Origin of the sequence: Hydrogenophaga sp. R2 (genome assembly GCF_049843595.1) — a bacterium.
Classification (GTDB): Bacteria; Pseudomonadota; Gammaproteobacteria; order Burkholderiales; family Burkholderiaceae_C; genus Hydrogenophaga.
The window spans coordinates 1,038,255-1,053,041 of sequence record NZ_JBBHZN010000001.1; the positions used below are offsets into that span (position 1 = coordinate 1,038,255).

Sequence of the window (14,787 nt, forward strand, 5' to 3'; positions counted from 1 at the left end):
TCCCGGATGGGAACACTGCCCTCGCGAAAGGTCACAGAACGTATCGACTGCCTCTTCGGTCCGCCACCATCCACCTGGAGCCGTCACCATGAACATTGCGTCGCCGAACTTCATGTCCACGACCTCGCCAGGCACCCTGCGGATCGCAGGCCGCCTGATGCCCCTGGCGGCCTTCCCCACCTGCCGGGTGACCGGCATCTGGTTCGGCTCGGTGGCGGTCCGGCCGGGTTGCCCCGTGGCCGGGTTGCATGGCGATCTGACGGTCGCCACGGACGGACAGTTCCGCTACGAGCCTCGGCCACCCTGCCTGGAGCGGCTGTTGGCGGGCCAGCGGGAGACCGTGCTGGAAGAGATCTTCTCGCTCAACCTGTCGGACACGGCGGGCGCCTCGTGCGTCTCGCAGCTCACCATCGGGATCCGCGTGGACGCTTCCGGCATCGGCCTCGACGCCCGGTACCAGGTGCTGTCCACCGTGACCGAGCGCTACTGCCTCACCCGCCAGCACGGGCTGGCGCTGCTGTGCATGGAAACCGGGGACCACTTCGTGATGTGCGAGGTGGACACACCGCTCTCGACCGTCGCCCGGTCGCACCAGCGCGAGTTCTTCGGCATCGGTGGTCAGCACCTGCTGCGCATCGACCCCATCAACGGCAACACCATCTGGATCGGCATCCTGGATCTGCCGCTGCAGATCCGCTGTCTGGACGCTGCGCCGGACGGCATGCTCTACGGCGTCGATTCCCTGGGTGACCTCTACCGCATCCAGCCATCCAACGGCGCCACCAGCCTGCTGGTACGGCTGTCCATGCCCTCGCTGTCACGGGGCGCCATGGCCTACCACGAGGGCTGCATCCACTGGACAGCGGCGGACAACCGCCTTCACCGGTACGACCTGCAGTCGCAGGTGCACGACGCGGCCATCGACCGGCTGCTGCCCATGGCACCCGAGATCCTGCACGACCGCGTCATTGCCATGATGCCGGCCCTGGACGGCGGCTTCTTCGTGGCCACCGCCGACGGCATCCAGCGCCTCGATCCGGCCACCGGTGGCTGGGTGGACACCGGCGTGCGGACCCAGCTGTCAGACCTGGTGGCACCCTGCCCGGCCACGCGCACTCCCTGGGGTGGCCGCGAGCCGGACGCACCACGGCTGCGGGAGCCTTCGCTGGCCGGCTGCGGTCTTGCACCGGCCCTGTGCGGACACTGATCAGCAGGCCCGTGCCAGACGGGCCACGCCCTCGACGATCTGCTCGACCGGCGCGGTGGCAAAGCTCAGGCGCAGCGTGGCGGCGTCGGGCTGGCGGGCATAGAACGGCGCACCGGGCACAAAGGCCACACCCTGATCAATGGCCGCCTTGGCCAGCGCAGCGCCATCGGCCACGCGACCGCCCTCGCCGGTCAGGCGGGCCCAGATGAACAGGCCGCCTTGCGGCTCCACAAAATCGATGGCACCGCCCAGCTGCTGCCGCAGGGCCTGGGCCATGGTGCCGGCACGCTCGGCGTACACGCGGCGTACCTTGGCCAGCGTGGCCGGCATGCCACCCGCCGCCAGATAACGCGCGGCCGTGGCCTGGGCAAAGGTGCTGGTGTGGGCGTCGCTGAACTGCTTGCACATGGTGGCCTTGGCCAGCAGTTCCTGGGGAGCGACCATCCAGCCCACCCGCAGGCCCGGGCTGAGCACCTTGCTCAGCGATCCGCAGTGCACCAGCCGGTCGCGCGCGCCGGGCATGCTGTCGGCCAGGGCCAGCAGGCTGGGCGGGGGCGCCTCGCCGAAATACAGGTCGCCGTAGGGATCGTCTTCCACGATCAGCGTGTCGTGCCGCACCGCCATTTCCAGCACCGCCTTGCGGCGCTCCAGGGTCATGAGGGCGCCGCTGGGGTTGCCGAAGGTGGGGATCAGGTAGACGAACTTGGGCTTGTGTTCGGCGATCAGCGACTCCAGCACATCGGTGCGGGCGCCCTGCCCGTCCACCGGCACGGTGATGAGCTCGGCGCCGTACAGGCGGAAGCACTGGATGGTGGCCAGGAAGGTCGGGCCTTCGACGATGACCTTGTCGCCCGGCGAGATCAGCGTCTTGCCCAGCAGGTCCAGTGCCTGCTGGCTGCCGGTGGTGACGATCAGGTCGCTGGCGGCCACGCCCGACGCACCCTTGGACGCCATGAAGCCGGCGATCTGCTCCCGCAGCGGCTGGTAGCCCTCGGTGGCGCCGTACTGCAGGGTGGCGCCTGGCTCGTGGGTGAGCGCCTCGTTGGCGGCCGCACGGATGCCCTCCACGTCGAACAGCGCGCTGTCCGGGAAGCCGCCGGCAAAACTGATGATGCCGGGCTTGCCCAGCAGCTTGAAGAGTTCGCGGATGGCGGAGGTCTCGACGTGGTTGAGTCGATCGGCAAACGGCGTGGTGAACGGCATGGCAGGGACCGGCAGATGGAAAACCGCCATTGTCGCCAATCTGCACGGGGCCACGCAGCGGGCTAGACTGCGCGCCCATGAACCGCACACAGATCGAGTCGTTCTTTGCCATCCTGCGCGAGGCCAACCCGCAGCCACAGACCGAGCTGGAATACACCAGCGTGTTCGAGTTGCTGGCCGCCGTGCTGCTGTCGGCCCAGGCGACCGACGTGGGGGTGAACAAGGCCACCCGCAAGCTGTTCCCGGTGGCGAACACGCCGCAGGCCATCCTGGACCTGGGCCTGGAAGGGCTGGAGTCCTACATCCGCACCATCGGCCTGTACCGCAGCAAGGCCCGCCACCTGATGGAGACCTGCCGCATCCTGGTGGAGCAGTACGGGGGCGAGGTGCCGTCCACCCGCGAGGCCCTGGAGGCCCTGCCGGGCGTGGGCCGCAAGACGGCCAACGTGGTGCTGAACGTGGCCTTCGGCCAGCCCACCATGGCGGTGGACACGCACATCTTCCGCGTGAGCAACCGCACCGGCCTGGCGCGGGGCAAGACGCCGCTCGCGGTCGAGCTGCAGCTGGAAAAACGGGTGCCGGCCGAATACGCGGTGGACTCGCACCACTGGCTCATCCTGCACGGGCGCTACGTGTGCCAGGCCCGCAAGCCGCAGTGCCCGGATTGCCGGGTATCGCACCTCTGCGGCTTCAAGGACAAGACCCGGGCCTGAGGCCTGTCGCGCCGCTGCCGCTCACCAGCGCAGCAGCGTCCAGCCGCCCGGTGCGGGGGCTTCGCGGGGCCATTCGGTGGCGTCCCTCACGGTGCGGCAGCCATGGGTGCGGATGAACTGCGCCGCCCGGATGACGCCGGCATGCGTCACCCACACCGCGTGCGTGCTGGTGGTCGCCGCCAGCGCCTGGCGGGTGTCGTCCAGCGCAGCAGCCACCCGGTCGATCACCGCCTGGGTCGATTCCTGACCACCAAAACGGTGGTGGGCAAAGTCGGCCATCCAGGCATCGAAGGCGGTGCGGGGAATGGCGTCCCAGGGCTGCTGCTCCCATTGCCCGAAGTGCATCTCGTTCAGGCGCAGGTCCTGGCGGGGCTCGGGCAGATCCGGGCGGTGCCGGCGCAGGGCATGGGTCAGCTGATGGGTGCGCTGCAGACCCGACATCCACACCAGCCCGGGCCGCGCCGGCAGCAGCTGCGCCAGCTCGAAGGCCGCACCCGCCGTGGCGCCGGCCAGTGCCGGGGCATCGGTCGCGCCGTAGCACAGCCCGGACGGCAGATCGACCTGCGCATGGCGCAGCAGCCAGAGATTCATGCGGCGCCTCAGCCTGCCCCCAGGGCGATGGCCGCCCCGAGCAGGAATCCGACCTCGCAGACCTGCTGCGTGGCGCCCAGCCCGTCGCCGGTGAATCCCTGCAGCCGCCGGGCCAGCAGGCGATACATCCAGCCCCACCCCGCCACCGCGCCCAGCAGGCCGGCCAGCCAGGGGGTCTGCGGCCACAGCACGGCCACCAGCCCGACCGCGCCAGCGCACCAGACCAGGCCGGCGAGCAGGCTGGCCATGCCGATGCGGTCGGCCAGCGGCTTGCTCTTGGATCGCGGCGTGTCGCCCACATGCGGCAGGCTGCGGATGATGAACAGCGGCGCGGTGCGCGACACCACATGGGCCAGCCAGCACGCTGCCACGCCAACGACCGCATCCACCTGCACCAGCAAGGCCAGCAGGGCGAGCTTGCTGAACAGGCCCAGCAGCAGCGCGATGGCGCCGAAGCTGCCGATGCGCGAGTCCTTCATGATGTCCAGCGCGCGTTCCCGGTCATGGCTGCCGCCCAGGCCATCGGCCAGATCGGCCAGGCCGTCCTCGTGGAAGGCCCCGGTGAGCAGCACGCTGAACACGGTGCAGGCCACCGCTGCCACCCACGGGGCCGCGGGCACGTCCGGCAGCACGGTCAGCAGGCCCCCCAGCACTGCCGCGCTCAGGCCACCCACCAGCCAGCCCACCCCGGGAAAATGCGCCGTGCTGGCCCGCAGCATCCCGGGGCTGTAGCCCACCCACTGCGCCAGCCGCCCGGTCACCGGGATGCGGGTGAAGAACTGGAGTGCCAGCAGGAAGTGGCGCACGGCCTGGATCATGACCGGGCCGGCTCCGTGGCCTCGCCGCGCGAGACGCCGGCCGATTCGAAACTGGCCATCTCGCGCAGGATGGCGCAGGCGCTTTCCAGCAGCGGCCAGGCCAGTGCGGCACCCGAGCCCTCGCCCAGCCGCAGACCCAGGTCGAGCAGCGGCTCGGCCTTGAGGTGCGCCAGCATCAGGGCATGCCCCCGCTCGCCGGACCGGTGCGCGAACACGCAGCGCTGCAGCACCGCGGGCTGCAAGGCGGCGGCCACCATGACCGCCGATGTGGCGATGAACCCGTCCACCACGATCACGCGGCGCTGCAGCGCCGCCTCGATGACCGCCCCCACCAGGGTGGCGATCTCGAAGCCGCCGAAGGCCGCCAGCGCCTGCAGCGGGTCGACCGCGCCCGGATGGCGGGCCAGCACGGCGCGCAGGATGCCGATCTTGCGCTGCACGCCCTCGGCGTCCAGGCCGGTGCCGGCACCGGTGACCTCGGCAATGTCCAGCCCGGCCAGACGGGCCAGCAGCAGCGACGCCGCCGAGGTGTTGCCGATGCCCATCTCGCCCAGCAGCAGCGCGTTGCCCGGCAACCCGCGTACCACCGCCCGTCCCTGCGCAATGGCCTGGGCGCATTCGGTGCGGTTCATGGAGGGGCCCTCCAGCGCATCGCGGGTGCCGGGGCCCACGCGGGCCACCACCAGGCCAGGACGGGCCGGCAGTTCACGGCGCATGCCGCAATCGACCACCGTCAGGCCGATGCCGTGCTGGCGGGCCAGCACGCTGACCGCCGCGCCGCCGGACAGGAAGTTCTCGACCATCTGCCAGGTCACGTCGGACGGAAAGGCCGAGGTGCCGCGCGCGGCCAGTCCGTGGTCACCGGCACAGACCAGCATCTGCGGTTGCTGCAGCACGGGCGTCGCGGTCCCCAGGATGCTGCCGATGCGCACCGCCAGCGCCTCGATGCGGCCCAGCGACCCGGGCGGCTTGGTCTTGTTGTCGATGCGGTGTTGCAGGTCGGCGCTCAGCGCCTCGTCGGTGAGGTCGGCGATCGGGGGGATGAGCAGGGCGTCGTCGGTCATGGTGAGGCGGGGGGATGGATCAGTCGGTCCAGCACACCGGGCTGGAAATGGGTGTCGATGAAATCGGCCAGGCCCTCGAACACCGGGTCCAGCCCGGACGCGCCGGTGCCGAACAGGGCCTGCAGGACCCGCGTGTCTTCGAACAGGCCGTGCAGGTACAGGCCCAGGATGTGGCCGCGCGGGTGCATCCAGGCCAGCCCGGGCAGCACTTCGGTGGCGCTGTGCCCGGCGGCTTGCATGGCCGGGTGCAGGCAGGTCTGCCCGTGGTGGATCTCGTAGCCGGCCACCGTGAGGCCGCTCAGCGCCGCCCACGGCGAGGGGTGGCTGCCGTTGCAGTCGCCCAGGGTGGCTTCGGTGCGGCGCACCGTCTTGGCGGGCTCGAAGGTGGTCACCAGCGGCAGCAGCCCGAGGCCGGGCGCGTTGCCGTCGATGCCGTGGGTGTCGATCAGGGCTTCGCCCAGCATCTGCAGACCGCCGCAGATGCCCAGCACCGGCCGGCCGGCCTCGGCATGGGCGGCCACCGCCCGGTCCAGCCCCTGCTCGCGCATCCAGGCCAGGTCGCTGGCCGTGGCCTTGCTGCCGGGCAGGACGATCCAGTCGGCCCCGGCGCAATCGGCCGGGCTGCGGGCCCACACCAGGCACACGCCGGGCAGGTTGCGCAGGGGCTGGAATTCGTCGAGGTTGCTGATGCGCGGGCAGGCCAGCACCGCGACGGTCAGCGGCCCTGTTCCGCCGCCGGGCCGCCCCAAGGCGGAACGCGCCCCCCCGGGGGCCAGCGAGGACACGCCAGTGCCGAGCGTGGGGGCCGAGTCATACACGCCGTCTTCTTCCGGCAGACCGTGCTGCCACCACATGGGCAGCACCGCCACCGTGGGCACACCGGTGAGTTGCTGCAGCTGCTCGGGGCCGGGCGCCAGCAGGCCGGCATCGCCCCGGAAGCGGTTGAGCACGAAACCGTCGATGCGCGCCCGGTCGGCCTCGGGCAGCAGCGCCCAGGTGCCGTAGAGGTGCGCAAAGGCCCCGCCGCGGTCGATGTCGGTCACCAGCAGGCAGCGGGCGTCGGCATGGCGGGCCACGCGCAGGTTCACGATGTCGCTGTCCATCAGGTTGATTTCGGCCGGCGAGCCGGCGCCCTCGATCACCACCACATCGTTCTCGGCGCGCAGCGCGTCCAGCGCCTGCGCAATGGCCGGCCACACATGCAGGCTGCGGCCACGCCACGGCATGTCGGACAGGGGCTGGCTCACCTCGCCCAGCAGCACGACCTGGCTGCGGGTGTCGGCCTCGGGCTTGAGCAGCAGCGGGTTCATGCGCACATCGGGTTCGGCACGGGCGGCCAGGGCCTGGAAATACTGCGCCGACCCGATCTCGCCACCGGCCACCACGCGGGCGTTGTTGCTCATGTTCTGGGCCTTGAAGGCGGCCACCTTTAGGCCCTGGCGTGCGTAGTGCCGGCACAGGGCGGTGGCCAGCCAGCTCTTGCCGGCGCCGCTGGTAGTGCCCAGCACCATCACGCAGCGGGCGGTCATGCCCCCACCCCGCAGCCGTCCAGTGCGGTGGCCAGCGCCGCGGTGGCCATGGGCGGCAGCACCGCCATGCGCCACCAGCCCGGCAGCCCCAGCGATGTCGCATCCCGCAAGGCGATGCCCCGGGCCCGCAGCGGCGACAAGTCCAGGCCGGCGGGCGGCTGCACGCACATGAAAGGGGTGTCGCCGGGCAGGCAGGTCCAGCCCTGTTGGTGCAGCCACGCCAGCTGCCGGGCCTTCCAGTCGCGCAGCACCGGCAGCGAATCGGCCAGCCAGCGCTGCACGCCCGGCGAGGTCCAGGCCGTGAGCAGGGCCACGCCGTCGGCCCCCAGCACCCACGACGGCGCGGCGGCTTCGAGTGCGTCGACCTCGTCACGGGCATGCACAGGGGCCAGCGCATAGGCGGCCCGCACGCCGGTCAGGCCCAGCGCCTTGTTGGGCGTCCAGAGCTGCCACAGGGCGTCGCGCTCGGCCGGGCCCAGGCTGGGGGCGCCGCTGAGCCGCAGGGGCTCGTAGGCCGCATCCAGCACCCACCATGCCGACGAGGCCCGCAGGCCGCGCGGCGCCGTGGCCAGCAGGGGTTCTGCCTGGCCGGTGGGGCTGGCGGGTTCGCACAGCCAGACCAGCCCGGCCCGATCGGGCCGGTCGCAGCGCTGCAGACCCGCCACCCCGGCCGCATGGCCGTAGTCGCCGTAGGCCGCCGCCGGCCACCAGACCCGCCGCACGCCGCCACGCGCAGCCCGCTGGCTGATGCGCAGGATGAGTTCGCTCGCGCTGCCACCCACCAGCACCCGCCACGCGGGCAGGCCATGAAACCGGGCCAGGGTCTGGCGCAGGGCGGTGTAGGCCGGATCGGGGTACCGGCTGCGGTCGGCGCGCTGCAGTGCCGCCAGCGCCGGCGGACAAGGGCCGCAGGCATTGGCATTGACGGAAAAGTCCCAGCGCAGCGCGGGACCGCCATCGGGTCCGCCGTGCAGCCGCTTCATGCCGGCCACCCCGCCACGGCCCACAGCGCGGCGGCGCCACAGGTCCAGGCCACCAGGCCCACCGCACGCCCGCCCAGCCGCACCGCCTGCGCCACATCCGGCGCGGCGACCGCCCTGCCCTGCGCATGCAGCACGTAGTGACCGGGCTTGGACAGGCGCCAGCCGGCCAGATGGGCCATGGCCGACATCGGCCAGCCGCTGTTGGGCGACGGCGTGAGTGCCGCATCCCGCCGCACCTGCGACCAGTCCAGGCCCCTCATGCCGGTGGGAGCGGCCAGCCAGAGCAAGGCGGCCGTGATGCGGGCCGGCAGCCACGACATCACGTCGTCCGCACGGGCGGCCCAGGCGCCGGCCCAGGTCCAGATGCGCCCGCCGCGTTCGCCCCGGTAGCCCCACATGGCATCGGCCGTGTTGGCCCACCGGTAGACGGCGGCGCCGGGCAACCCGGCCAGCGCGAACCAGAGCAGCGGGGCCACCACCGAGTCGTTGAGGTTTTCGGCCAGGGTCTCGATGGCCGACTCGCGCACCTGCACCGCGTCCAGCCGGCTCACGTCCCGGCTCACCAGCCAGGACAGCCGCTGACGCCCGGCCTGCAGCCCTTCGCCCAAGGCCTGTTCGACCGCCCGGACCTCGTCGGCCAGCATGCGCCACGCCAGCAGCGGCTTGAGCAGCAGCCCCAGCCCCAGAACCGCCAGCAGCACCGGCAGGTGACCGATGGCCGCCTGCAGCCCCCACGCCACCGTGCCCACGGCGCCGGCGCCCAGCCACCACGCCAGTGCGCCGGCGCACACGGTGCGCCATGGCGGCGGCGCATCCGCGTCGGCTGCCGCCGGTGCGATGCGCTGGCCGGCCCAGCCCAGGCAGCGCCCCATCCAGACCACCGGGTGCCAGCGGGCCGGGGGTTCGCCCCAGGCACGGTCCACCGCCAGCGCCACCAGCAGGGCCAGGGGGATGGTGATCAGCGGATCGGGCAGCGCAGAGAGCATTCGCGTCGGGTGATCAGGCGCGCCGCGCCGTCATGCCCAGCTTGTCCAGCAGCGCCATGTCGGCGGCCACGTCGGGGTTGCCGGTGGTCAGCAGCTTCTCGCCGTAGAAGATGGAGTTGGCGCCGGCCAGGAAGCACAGGGCCTGCACCGCCTCGCTCATCTGCTGGCGTCCGGCCGACAGCCGCACCCGGGCGCGCGGCATGGTGATGCGGGCCACGGCGATGGTGCGCACGAATTCCAGCGGGTCCAGATCGGGCTGATCGGCCAGCGGCGTGCCTTCCACCTTCACCAGGTTGTTGATCGGCACCGACTCCGGGTAGTCGGGCGACAGGTTGGCCAGCTGGGCCACCAGACCGGCGCGCTGGCGGCGCGACTCGCCCATGCCGACGATGCCGCCGCAGCAGACCTTCACGCCCGCGCCCCGCACCCGCTCCAGCGTGTCCAGGCGGTCCTGGTAGTCGCGGGTGGTGATGATGTCGCCGTAGAAGTCGGGCGCGCTGTCCAGGTTGTGGTTGTAGTAGTCCAGGCCGGCGTCGCGCAGGGTCTCGGCATGGCCCTCGTCGAGCATGCCCAGGGTGGCGCAGGCTTCCAGGCCCACGTCCTTGACGGCGCGCACCAGCTCGGCCACCGCCTCCACGTCGCGGTCCTTGGGCGCCCGCCAGGCCGCACCCATGCAGAACCGGGTGGCGCCGGCGGCCTTGGCGCGCTCGGCGGCCTCGCGCACGGCGTCCACCGCCATCAGCTTGCCGGCGGTCAGACCGGTGTCGAAATGCACCGACTGCGGGCAGTAGCCGCAGTCTTCCGGGCAGCCACCGGTCTTGACCGACAGCAGCGTGGCGAGCTCGACCTCGCTGGCGCTGAAGTGCTCGCGGTGCACCGTCTGGGCGCGGAAGATCAGGTCGGCAAACGGCAGCTCGAACAGGGCGGCCACGTCGTCCTCGGACCAGCGCCCGGTACCGTCGGCGGCGGTGACTGCCGGGCGGGGCACGATGCGCACGGGTTGTGCGGCGGTGTCGTTGAGGGTGGGGTTCATGAGGGCTCCAGAAAAATCAGTCTTCGATGCCGCGCTGGGCGGGAATGCCGGCCTTGTAGGCATGCTTGACCAGGGTCATCTCGGTCACGGTGTCGGCGATCTCGATCAGCTCGGCGGGACAGCGCCGTCCGGTCAGGCAGACATGGACATCGCGCGGCCGCTCCTTGAGCGTGCGGACCACATTGTCCAGCGGCAGCCAGCCATAAAGCAGGGGGTACGTGATTTCGTCGAGCACCACCAGGAAGTGCTGGCCGCCCAGGATGGTCTGTCGCGCCCGTTCCCAGCCCTGGCGGGCCAGCTCGGCGGAGTGCTCCAGGTCCTGGCTCTTCCAGCTGAAGCCGTCACCCAGCCCTTCGATGGGAATGCCCAGCTGTTCGAACATGCGGTGTTCGCCGAAGCGGGCACTGGGCACCTTCATGAACTGGTAGATCTTCACGTCGCGACCGTGCACATGGCGCCGGCCGTGGGCGCGCAGGGCCAGCCCGAAGGCCGCCGTGCTCTTGCCCTTGCCGTCACCGGTGTGGATGAGCAGCAGTCCCCGGCGTTCTTCGGTCGGTTCCTGGCGCACGTGTTCGGTCGGGGGGGATTCGAGCTGCATGAAAGTCTCCTTGGGCTCAGGGTGGGTTCAGCACGGGACGGCGACCCACTGGTCGCCGGCCTGCAGGATGCGGATGCGGTGGTGGAACACCGCCTCCAGTGCGGCGCGGGTGGCGGGGTCGCTGGCCGGCCCGCGGTGGCGGATGACGCCCTGGTCCACGATCACCATCTCGTCGGCGTGCAGGGCCATGCCGATTTCGTGCAGCACCGTGACCACGGTGCGCCCGGCCGCCACCTCGCGGCGGGTCAGGTCCAGCCAGTCGGCCTGGTGCGGCGGATCGAGGTTGGCCAGCGGCTCGTCCATGAGCAGCACGTCGGCCTGGACCGCCAGCAGGCGCGCCAGCAGCACACGCTGGCGTTCACCGCCCGACAAGGCCCCCAGCGGCCGCTCGCGCCAGTCCCAGGCCTGCGTGGCCACCAGGGCCTGCTGCACGGCGGCGCGGTCGGCGTCGGTGGGACTGGCCAGCCAGGGCTGGTGAGGCAGACGGCCCAGCATGGCCACGTCCCACACGCTCAGGTCATCGGCGCCCGATTCGCCCTGCCCCAGCCAGGCCAGGCGGCGGGCGCGTTCCCGGCCCGACCAGGCGGCCAGCGGCCGCCCCAGCAGCGACACCTCGCCACCATGGGGCAACAGCCCGGCCATGGCGCGCAGCAGGGTGGACTTGCCGGCACCGTTGGGGCCGACCACGCTGGTCCAGCGGGCGGTGGGCAGCGCCAGATCGATGCCGTGCAGCACCGGACGGCCGCCAAGTGCCACCGACAAGGACCGCGTGGCCAGCGCCGGGCTCACGACATCCCTCCGATCTGGCGCCGGTGCATCAGCCACAGCAGATAGCCGCCGCCCAGCACCGCCGTGAGCACGCCCACCGGCAGTTCCTGGGGCGCGATGAACCAGCGGGCGCCGATGTCGGCGGCCGTCAGCAGCACCCCGCCCATGAGGGCGCTGAGCGCACTCAGGCGGGCATGGGTGGTCTTGACCAGGGCGCGCACCAGGTGCGGCGCGGCCAGGCCCACGAAGGCGATCAGCCCGGTCTGGGCCACGGCAGCACCGGTGGCCAGCGCCAGCGTGCCCACCAGCACCAGCCGCACCCGGGCCAGCGGCAGGCCCAGGCTGATGGCGGTGGACTCGCCCAGGGCCAGTCCGTCCAGCACGCGGCCCAGTGCGATGGACAGCAGCAGGCTGGCCAGCAGGGCTGCGGCCATCACGCCGCAGGCCGACCAGCCCACAAAACCGGTGCTGCCCAGCATGAAGCCCTGCATGGCCTGCAGGGTGTCGGGGGCGGCGGTGGTTAGCAGGTCGCGGGCCGCCCCCAGCACCACGCCGACGATGACGCCGGCCAGCAGCAGCCGCAGCGTCTGCTGCACGCCGCGTGCCAGCATCAGGGTGAGCAGCACGCCCGCCACCGCGCCGGCAAAGGCCGCACCGGTCAGGCCCAGCCGCACCACCCACGAGGCGGCCATGGCCGAGGTGCCGAACAGGGTGAGTGCCAGCGCCACGCCCAGCGCCGCACCGGACGCACTGCCCAGCAGGAAGGGATCGGCCAGCGGGTTGCGGAACAGGCCCTGCGCCAGGGCCCCCGCCAGCCCCAGCAGGCCGCCGGCCAGCCAGGCGCCCAGGGTGCGGGGCAGGCGGATGTCCCACAGGATCTGCCAGGCCACCGGATCGGTACGGGCCCGCCACACGCTGTCCAGCCCGGTGCTGCCCACGCCGGCGCCCAGCAGCAGCAGGCCGCCCGCCAGCAGCAGCAACGCGGCGGCCAGCCACAGGCTGTGGCGGGCACCGCTCACCGCGCCCCCTGTTGCTGGATGCAGCGGGCCATGATGCGGGCCGCCTCGGCCATGCGCGGGCCGGGGCGCACCAGCACGTCGGACTCGTCGGCGGTGAACACGCAGACCCGCTGCGCCTTCATGGCCCGCATGCTGCGCCAGCCGGGCCGGTTCTCCAGACCCTGGGCATTGCGCACGCCGATCAGGATCAGGTCGGGATCGGCCCGCACCACGAACTCGGGATTGATGCGCGGGAACGGGCCCTGCTCGGGCCCCACCACGTTCTGCAGTCCCAGGCGGGTCATGAGTTCGCCGATGAAGGACGAAGGCCCGGCCGCATAGCCGCCGGTGCTGACCTCGTAATAGGCGCGCAACGGCCGGTCGGTGCGCGGCAGCGCGCGGGCCACCTGGTCCACCCCGTCCTCGATGGCCTGCCACACGCGGGGGGCGTCGTTCACCTGCAGCAGCTCGCCCAGGCGCAACATGACGCGGCGGGCTTCGGGTGCGTTGCGGGCCTCGAAAGTGAGCACCTTCAGGCCCAGGGCCTCCAGCCGGTCCACGCCGCGGGAGGAAGACGACATCAGCACCACGTCCGGCCGCAGGGCCACGATGGACTCGATCTGCGGATCGATGCCGCCGCCCACCTGCGGCAGGCGCCGCACCGAGGCGGGATGGTTGGAATAGCGGTCCACCCCCACCAGGCGGTGGCACTGGCCCAGCTCGCACACGGTTTCGGTGAGCGAGGGCAGCACCGAGACGATGCGCTGCGGCGGCTGTGCCCACTGGTGGGTGATGCCCCGATCGTCGGTCACGCGCACCGGCGCAGCCTGCAGCGCGGGCAGCGCACACAGCCACAGCAGGCACGACAGCCATCTGGTGCGCAGGGTCAGCCAGGTCGGTCGGATCATGCAGGCGCCTTCAGGGTGAGGGGCAGGCCGGCGGCCATCAGCGTGACGCGGTCGCACACCGCGGCCACGTCCTGGTTGAGCCGGCCCAGGGCATCCACGAAGGCGCGCACCTCGCGCCCCATCGGGATCACGCCCAGGCCGATCTCGTTGCCCACCAGCACCACCGGCCCGGCCAGATCGGGCAAGGCGGCGCACAGGTCGGCCACCGGTGGCCCGGCGTCCTGCGGCGGGCCGTCCAGCGGCATGAGCAGCTGGGTGAGCCACAGGGTGAGGCAGTCCACCACCAGCAGGGTGCCGGGGCGGCTGAGCTGGCGCAGGGCCTGCGCCAGATCGGCGCCCACCTCGCGCGTGGTCATGCCGGGCACCCGTTCGGCGCGGTCGCGCTGGTGGCGTTCGATGCGCTGGCGCATCTCGTCGTCCCGGGCCTGGGCGGTGGCCAGCAGCACGGCGGCGTGGCCGGGGTCGGCCTGCAGCCAGGCCTGGGCCATCAGTTCGGCCCGTCGGGACTTGCCGCTCTTCTGGCCGCCCAGGATGAATTCGGTGCGGGCGATGCCCATGGGTGCTGCCTCAGCCATGGCTCAGCATCCATTGCCGCACGATGCGGTGCAGCTGGTCGACGCCATCCGTGAGCGCGGCCGGGCCGGGCTGCAGGATGTCGGCCGACTTGATCTCGAACAGCTGCTGGTGGCGCACCGCCGGCACGTCCTGCCAGCCGGCGCGGGCCGCCACCTTCTCGGGGCGGAACTTCTTGCCGCACCAGGAGCCGACGATGATGTCGGGCGCACGCCGCACGATCTCGGCGCCGTCGGCAATGATGCGGTCGCGCCCCAGCGACTGCCGCGACAGCTCCGGAAAGATGTCGTCGCCCCCGGCCACGCCCACCAGCTCGGACACCCAGCGGATGGCGCTGATGGCGGGCTCGTCCCACTCCTCGAAGAACACGCGCGGGCGGCGCCGGCCCTGGGCCTGCAGCGCCGCCACGTCGGCGCGGATGGCGTCCAGCCGACGGCGCGAGGCCTCGATCCAGGCCAGGCCCTCATCGGCACAGCCCACCATGGCGGCCACCTGGAACAGCATGGTGTGGATCTCGTCGATGCTGCGCTGGTTGAACACCGTCACCTGCACCCCGGCCTTGATGAGCGCCGAGGCGATATCGACCTGCAGGTCGGAGAAGCCGAACACGCAGTCCGGCTCCAGCGCCAGGATCTTGTCGATCTTCGCGCTCAGGAAGGCGCTCACCCGGGGCTTTTCGTCGCGCGCCCGGCGCGGCCGCACCGTGTAGCCCGAGATGCCCACGATGCGGCTCTCCTGCCCCAGCAGGTAGAGCCATTCGGTGGTCTCCTCGGTGAGGCAGACGATGCGTTGCGGGCCGGGGCGCGGGGTCATGG

16 protein-coding genes are annotated in these 14,787 nt (G+C 72.1%); 2 read left to right on the forward strand and 14 right to left on the reverse strand.

Annotated features, from left to right (window positions below; genetic code table 11):
* The first annotated feature begins 88 nt into the window (after positions 1-88).
* Positions 89-1,207, forward strand: a complete 1,119-nt coding sequence (locus tag WD026_RS04945; protein ID WP_425722523.1) for a hypothetical protein — start codon at positions 89-91, stop codon at positions 1,205-1,207.
* Here WD026_RS04945 and WD026_RS04950 read toward each other — a convergent pair whose 3' ends face one another.
* On the reverse strand, positions 1,208-2,410 hold the full coding sequence (locus tag WD026_RS04950; protein WP_425722524.1) for a PLP-dependent aminotransferase family protein: 1,203 nt from the start codon (positions 2,408-2,410) through the stop codon (positions 1,208-1,210).
* A gap of 77 nt (positions 2,411-2,487) precedes the next feature.
* On the opposite strand from WD026_RS04950, the gene nth reads away from it, so the two are divergent.
* Positions 2,488-3,123 carry an endonuclease III gene (gene nth, locus WD026_RS04955; protein WP_425722525.1) on the forward strand — a complete coding sequence of 212 codons (636 nt, stop codon included), beginning with the start codon at positions 2,488-2,490 and terminating at the stop codon, positions 3,121-3,123.
* Positions 3,124-3,144: 21 nt separating this feature from the next.
* Here the strand turns inward: nth and WD026_RS04960 are convergent, their stop codons facing one another.
* The 13 genes from WD026_RS04960 to WD026_RS05020 are packed head-to-tail and all read right to left on the reverse strand — an operon-like array spanning position 3,145 to position 14,785.
* Complete coding sequence (locus WD026_RS04960; protein WP_425722526.1) at positions 3,145-3,714, reverse strand: histidine phosphatase family protein; 570 nt, start codon at positions 3,712-3,714, stop codon at positions 3,145-3,147.
* An 8-nt stretch (positions 3,715-3,722) separates the two neighbouring features.
* Complete coding sequence (locus WD026_RS04965) at positions 3,723-4,532, reverse strand: adenosylcobinamide-GDP ribazoletransferase (protein WP_425722527.1); 810 nt, start codon at positions 4,530-4,532, stop codon at positions 3,723-3,725.
* A complete protein-coding gene (cobT, locus tag WD026_RS04970; RefSeq protein ID WP_425722528.1) occupies positions 4,529-5,596 on the reverse strand; it encodes a nicotinate-nucleotide--dimethylbenzimidazole phosphoribosyltransferase in 1,068 nt (355 codons plus the stop codon). The genes WD026_RS04965 and cobT overlap by 4 nt, the downstream gene beginning before the upstream one ends.
* Positions 5,593-7,125, reverse strand: a complete 1,533-nt coding sequence (locus WD026_RS04975; protein ID WP_425722529.1) for a cobyric acid synthase — start codon at positions 7,123-7,125, stop codon at positions 5,593-5,595. The genes cobT and WD026_RS04975 overlap by 4 nt, the downstream gene beginning before the upstream one ends.
* Positions 7,122-8,108, reverse strand: coding sequence for an aminotransferase class I/II-fold pyridoxal phosphate-dependent enzyme (locus WD026_RS04980; RefSeq protein ID WP_425722530.1), 987 nt, complete (start codon positions 8,106-8,108; stop codon positions 7,122-7,124). Before WD026_RS04980 ends, WD026_RS04975 begins: the two co-directional genes overlap by 4 nt.
* The gene (gene cbiB, locus WD026_RS04985) at positions 8,105-9,094 is read right to left on the reverse strand and encodes an adenosylcobinamide-phosphate synthase CbiB (protein WP_425722531.1); all 990 of its coding nucleotides are present in this window, start codon (positions 9,092-9,094) and stop codon (positions 8,105-8,107) included. Before cbiB ends, WD026_RS04980 begins: the two co-directional genes overlap by 4 nt.
* Before the next feature lie 13 nt (positions 9,095-9,107).
* A complete protein-coding gene (gene bioB / locus WD026_RS04990; protein WP_425722532.1) occupies positions 9,108-10,127 on the reverse strand; it encodes a biotin synthase BioB in 1,020 nt (339 codons plus the stop codon).
* 16 nt (positions 10,128-10,143) lie between these two features.
* Positions 10,144-10,725 (reverse strand): cob(I)yrinic acid a,c-diamide adenosyltransferase, encoded by a 582-nt coding sequence (gene cobO, locus WD026_RS04995; RefSeq protein ID WP_425722533.1) that lies wholly within the window; start codon positions 10,723-10,725, stop codon positions 10,144-10,146.
* Positions 10,726-10,752: 27 nt separating this feature from the next.
* Positions 10,753-11,514 (reverse strand): ABC transporter ATP-binding protein, encoded by a 762-nt coding sequence (locus WD026_RS05000; RefSeq protein ID WP_425722534.1) that lies wholly within the window; start codon positions 11,512-11,514, stop codon positions 10,753-10,755.
* Entirely contained in the window at positions 11,511-12,512 is a 1,002-nt protein-coding gene (locus tag WD026_RS05005; RefSeq protein WP_425722535.1) for a FecCD family ABC transporter permease, read from the reverse strand. Before WD026_RS05005 ends, WD026_RS05000 begins: the two co-directional genes overlap by 4 nt.
* On the reverse strand, positions 12,509-13,399 hold the full coding sequence (locus WD026_RS05010) for an ABC transporter substrate-binding protein (RefSeq protein ID WP_425722536.1): 891 nt from the start codon (positions 13,397-13,399) through the stop codon (positions 12,509-12,511). The genes WD026_RS05005 and WD026_RS05010 overlap by 4 nt, the downstream gene beginning before the upstream one ends.
* Positions 13,396-13,974, reverse strand: coding sequence for a bifunctional adenosylcobinamide kinase/adenosylcobinamide-phosphate guanylyltransferase (locus tag WD026_RS05015; protein ID WP_425722537.1), 579 nt, complete (start codon positions 13,972-13,974; stop codon positions 13,396-13,398). The genes WD026_RS05010 and WD026_RS05015 overlap by 4 nt, the downstream gene beginning before the upstream one ends.
* Positions 13,967-14,785 carry a cobalamin-binding protein gene (locus WD026_RS05020; RefSeq protein ID WP_425722538.1) on the reverse strand — a complete coding sequence of 273 codons (819 nt, stop codon included), beginning with the start codon at positions 14,783-14,785 and terminating at the stop codon, positions 13,967-13,969. The genes WD026_RS05015 and WD026_RS05020 overlap by 8 nt, the downstream gene beginning before the upstream one ends.
* Positions 14,786-14,787 lie beyond the last annotated feature (2 nt).

Bases quoted from the DNA above. Each gene is read 5' to 3' on its own strand.
- WD026_RS04945 (WP_425722523.1), top strand. From the start codon at position 89: ATGAACATTGCGTCGCCGAACTTCATGTCCACGACCTCGCCAGGCACC.
- WD026_RS04950 (WP_425722524.1), bottom strand. From the start codon at position 2,410: ATGCCGTTCACCACGCCGTTTGCCGATCGACTCAACCACGTCGAGACC.
- nth (WP_425722525.1), top strand. From the start codon at position 2,488: ATGAACCGCACACAGATCGAGTCGTTCTTTGCCATCCTGCGCGAGGCC.
- WD026_RS04960 (WP_425722526.1), bottom strand. From the start codon at position 3,714: ATGAATCTCTGGCTGCTGCGCCATGCGCAGGTCGATCTGCCGTCCGGG.
- WD026_RS04965 (WP_425722527.1), bottom strand. From the start codon at position 4,532: ATGATCCAGGCCGTGCGCCACTTCCTGCTGGCACTCCAGTTCTTCACC.
- cobT (WP_425722528.1), bottom strand. From the start codon at position 5,596: ATGACCGACGACGCCCTGCTCATCCCCCCGATCGCCGACCTCACCGAC.
- WD026_RS04975 (WP_425722529.1), bottom strand. From the start codon at position 7,125: ATGACCGCCCGCTGCGTGATGGTGCTGGGCACTACCAGCGGCGCCGGC.
- WD026_RS04980 (WP_425722530.1), bottom strand. From the start codon at position 8,108: ATGAAGCGGCTGCACGGCGGACCCGATGGCGGTCCCGCGCTGCGCTGG.
- cbiB (WP_425722531.1), bottom strand. From the start codon at position 9,094: ATGCTCTCTGCGCTGCCCGATCCGCTGATCACCATCCCCCTGGCCCTG.
- bioB (WP_425722532.1), bottom strand. From the start codon at position 10,127: ATGAACCCCACCCTCAACGACACCGCCGCACAACCCGTGCGCATCGTG.
- cobO (WP_425722533.1), bottom strand. From the start codon at position 10,725: ATGCAGCTCGAATCCCCCCCGACCGAACACGTGCGCCAGGAACCGACC.
- WD026_RS05010 (WP_425722536.1), bottom strand. From the start codon at position 13,399: ATGATCCGACCGACCTGGCTGACCCTGCGCACCAGATGGCTGTCGTGC.
- WD026_RS05015 (WP_425722537.1), bottom strand. From the start codon at position 13,974: ATGGCTGAGGCAGCACCCATGGGCATCGCCCGCACCGAATTCATCCTG.
- WD026_RS05020 (WP_425722538.1), bottom strand. From the start codon at position 14,785: ATGACCCCGCGCCCCGGCCCGCAACGCATCGTCTGCCTCACCGAGGAG.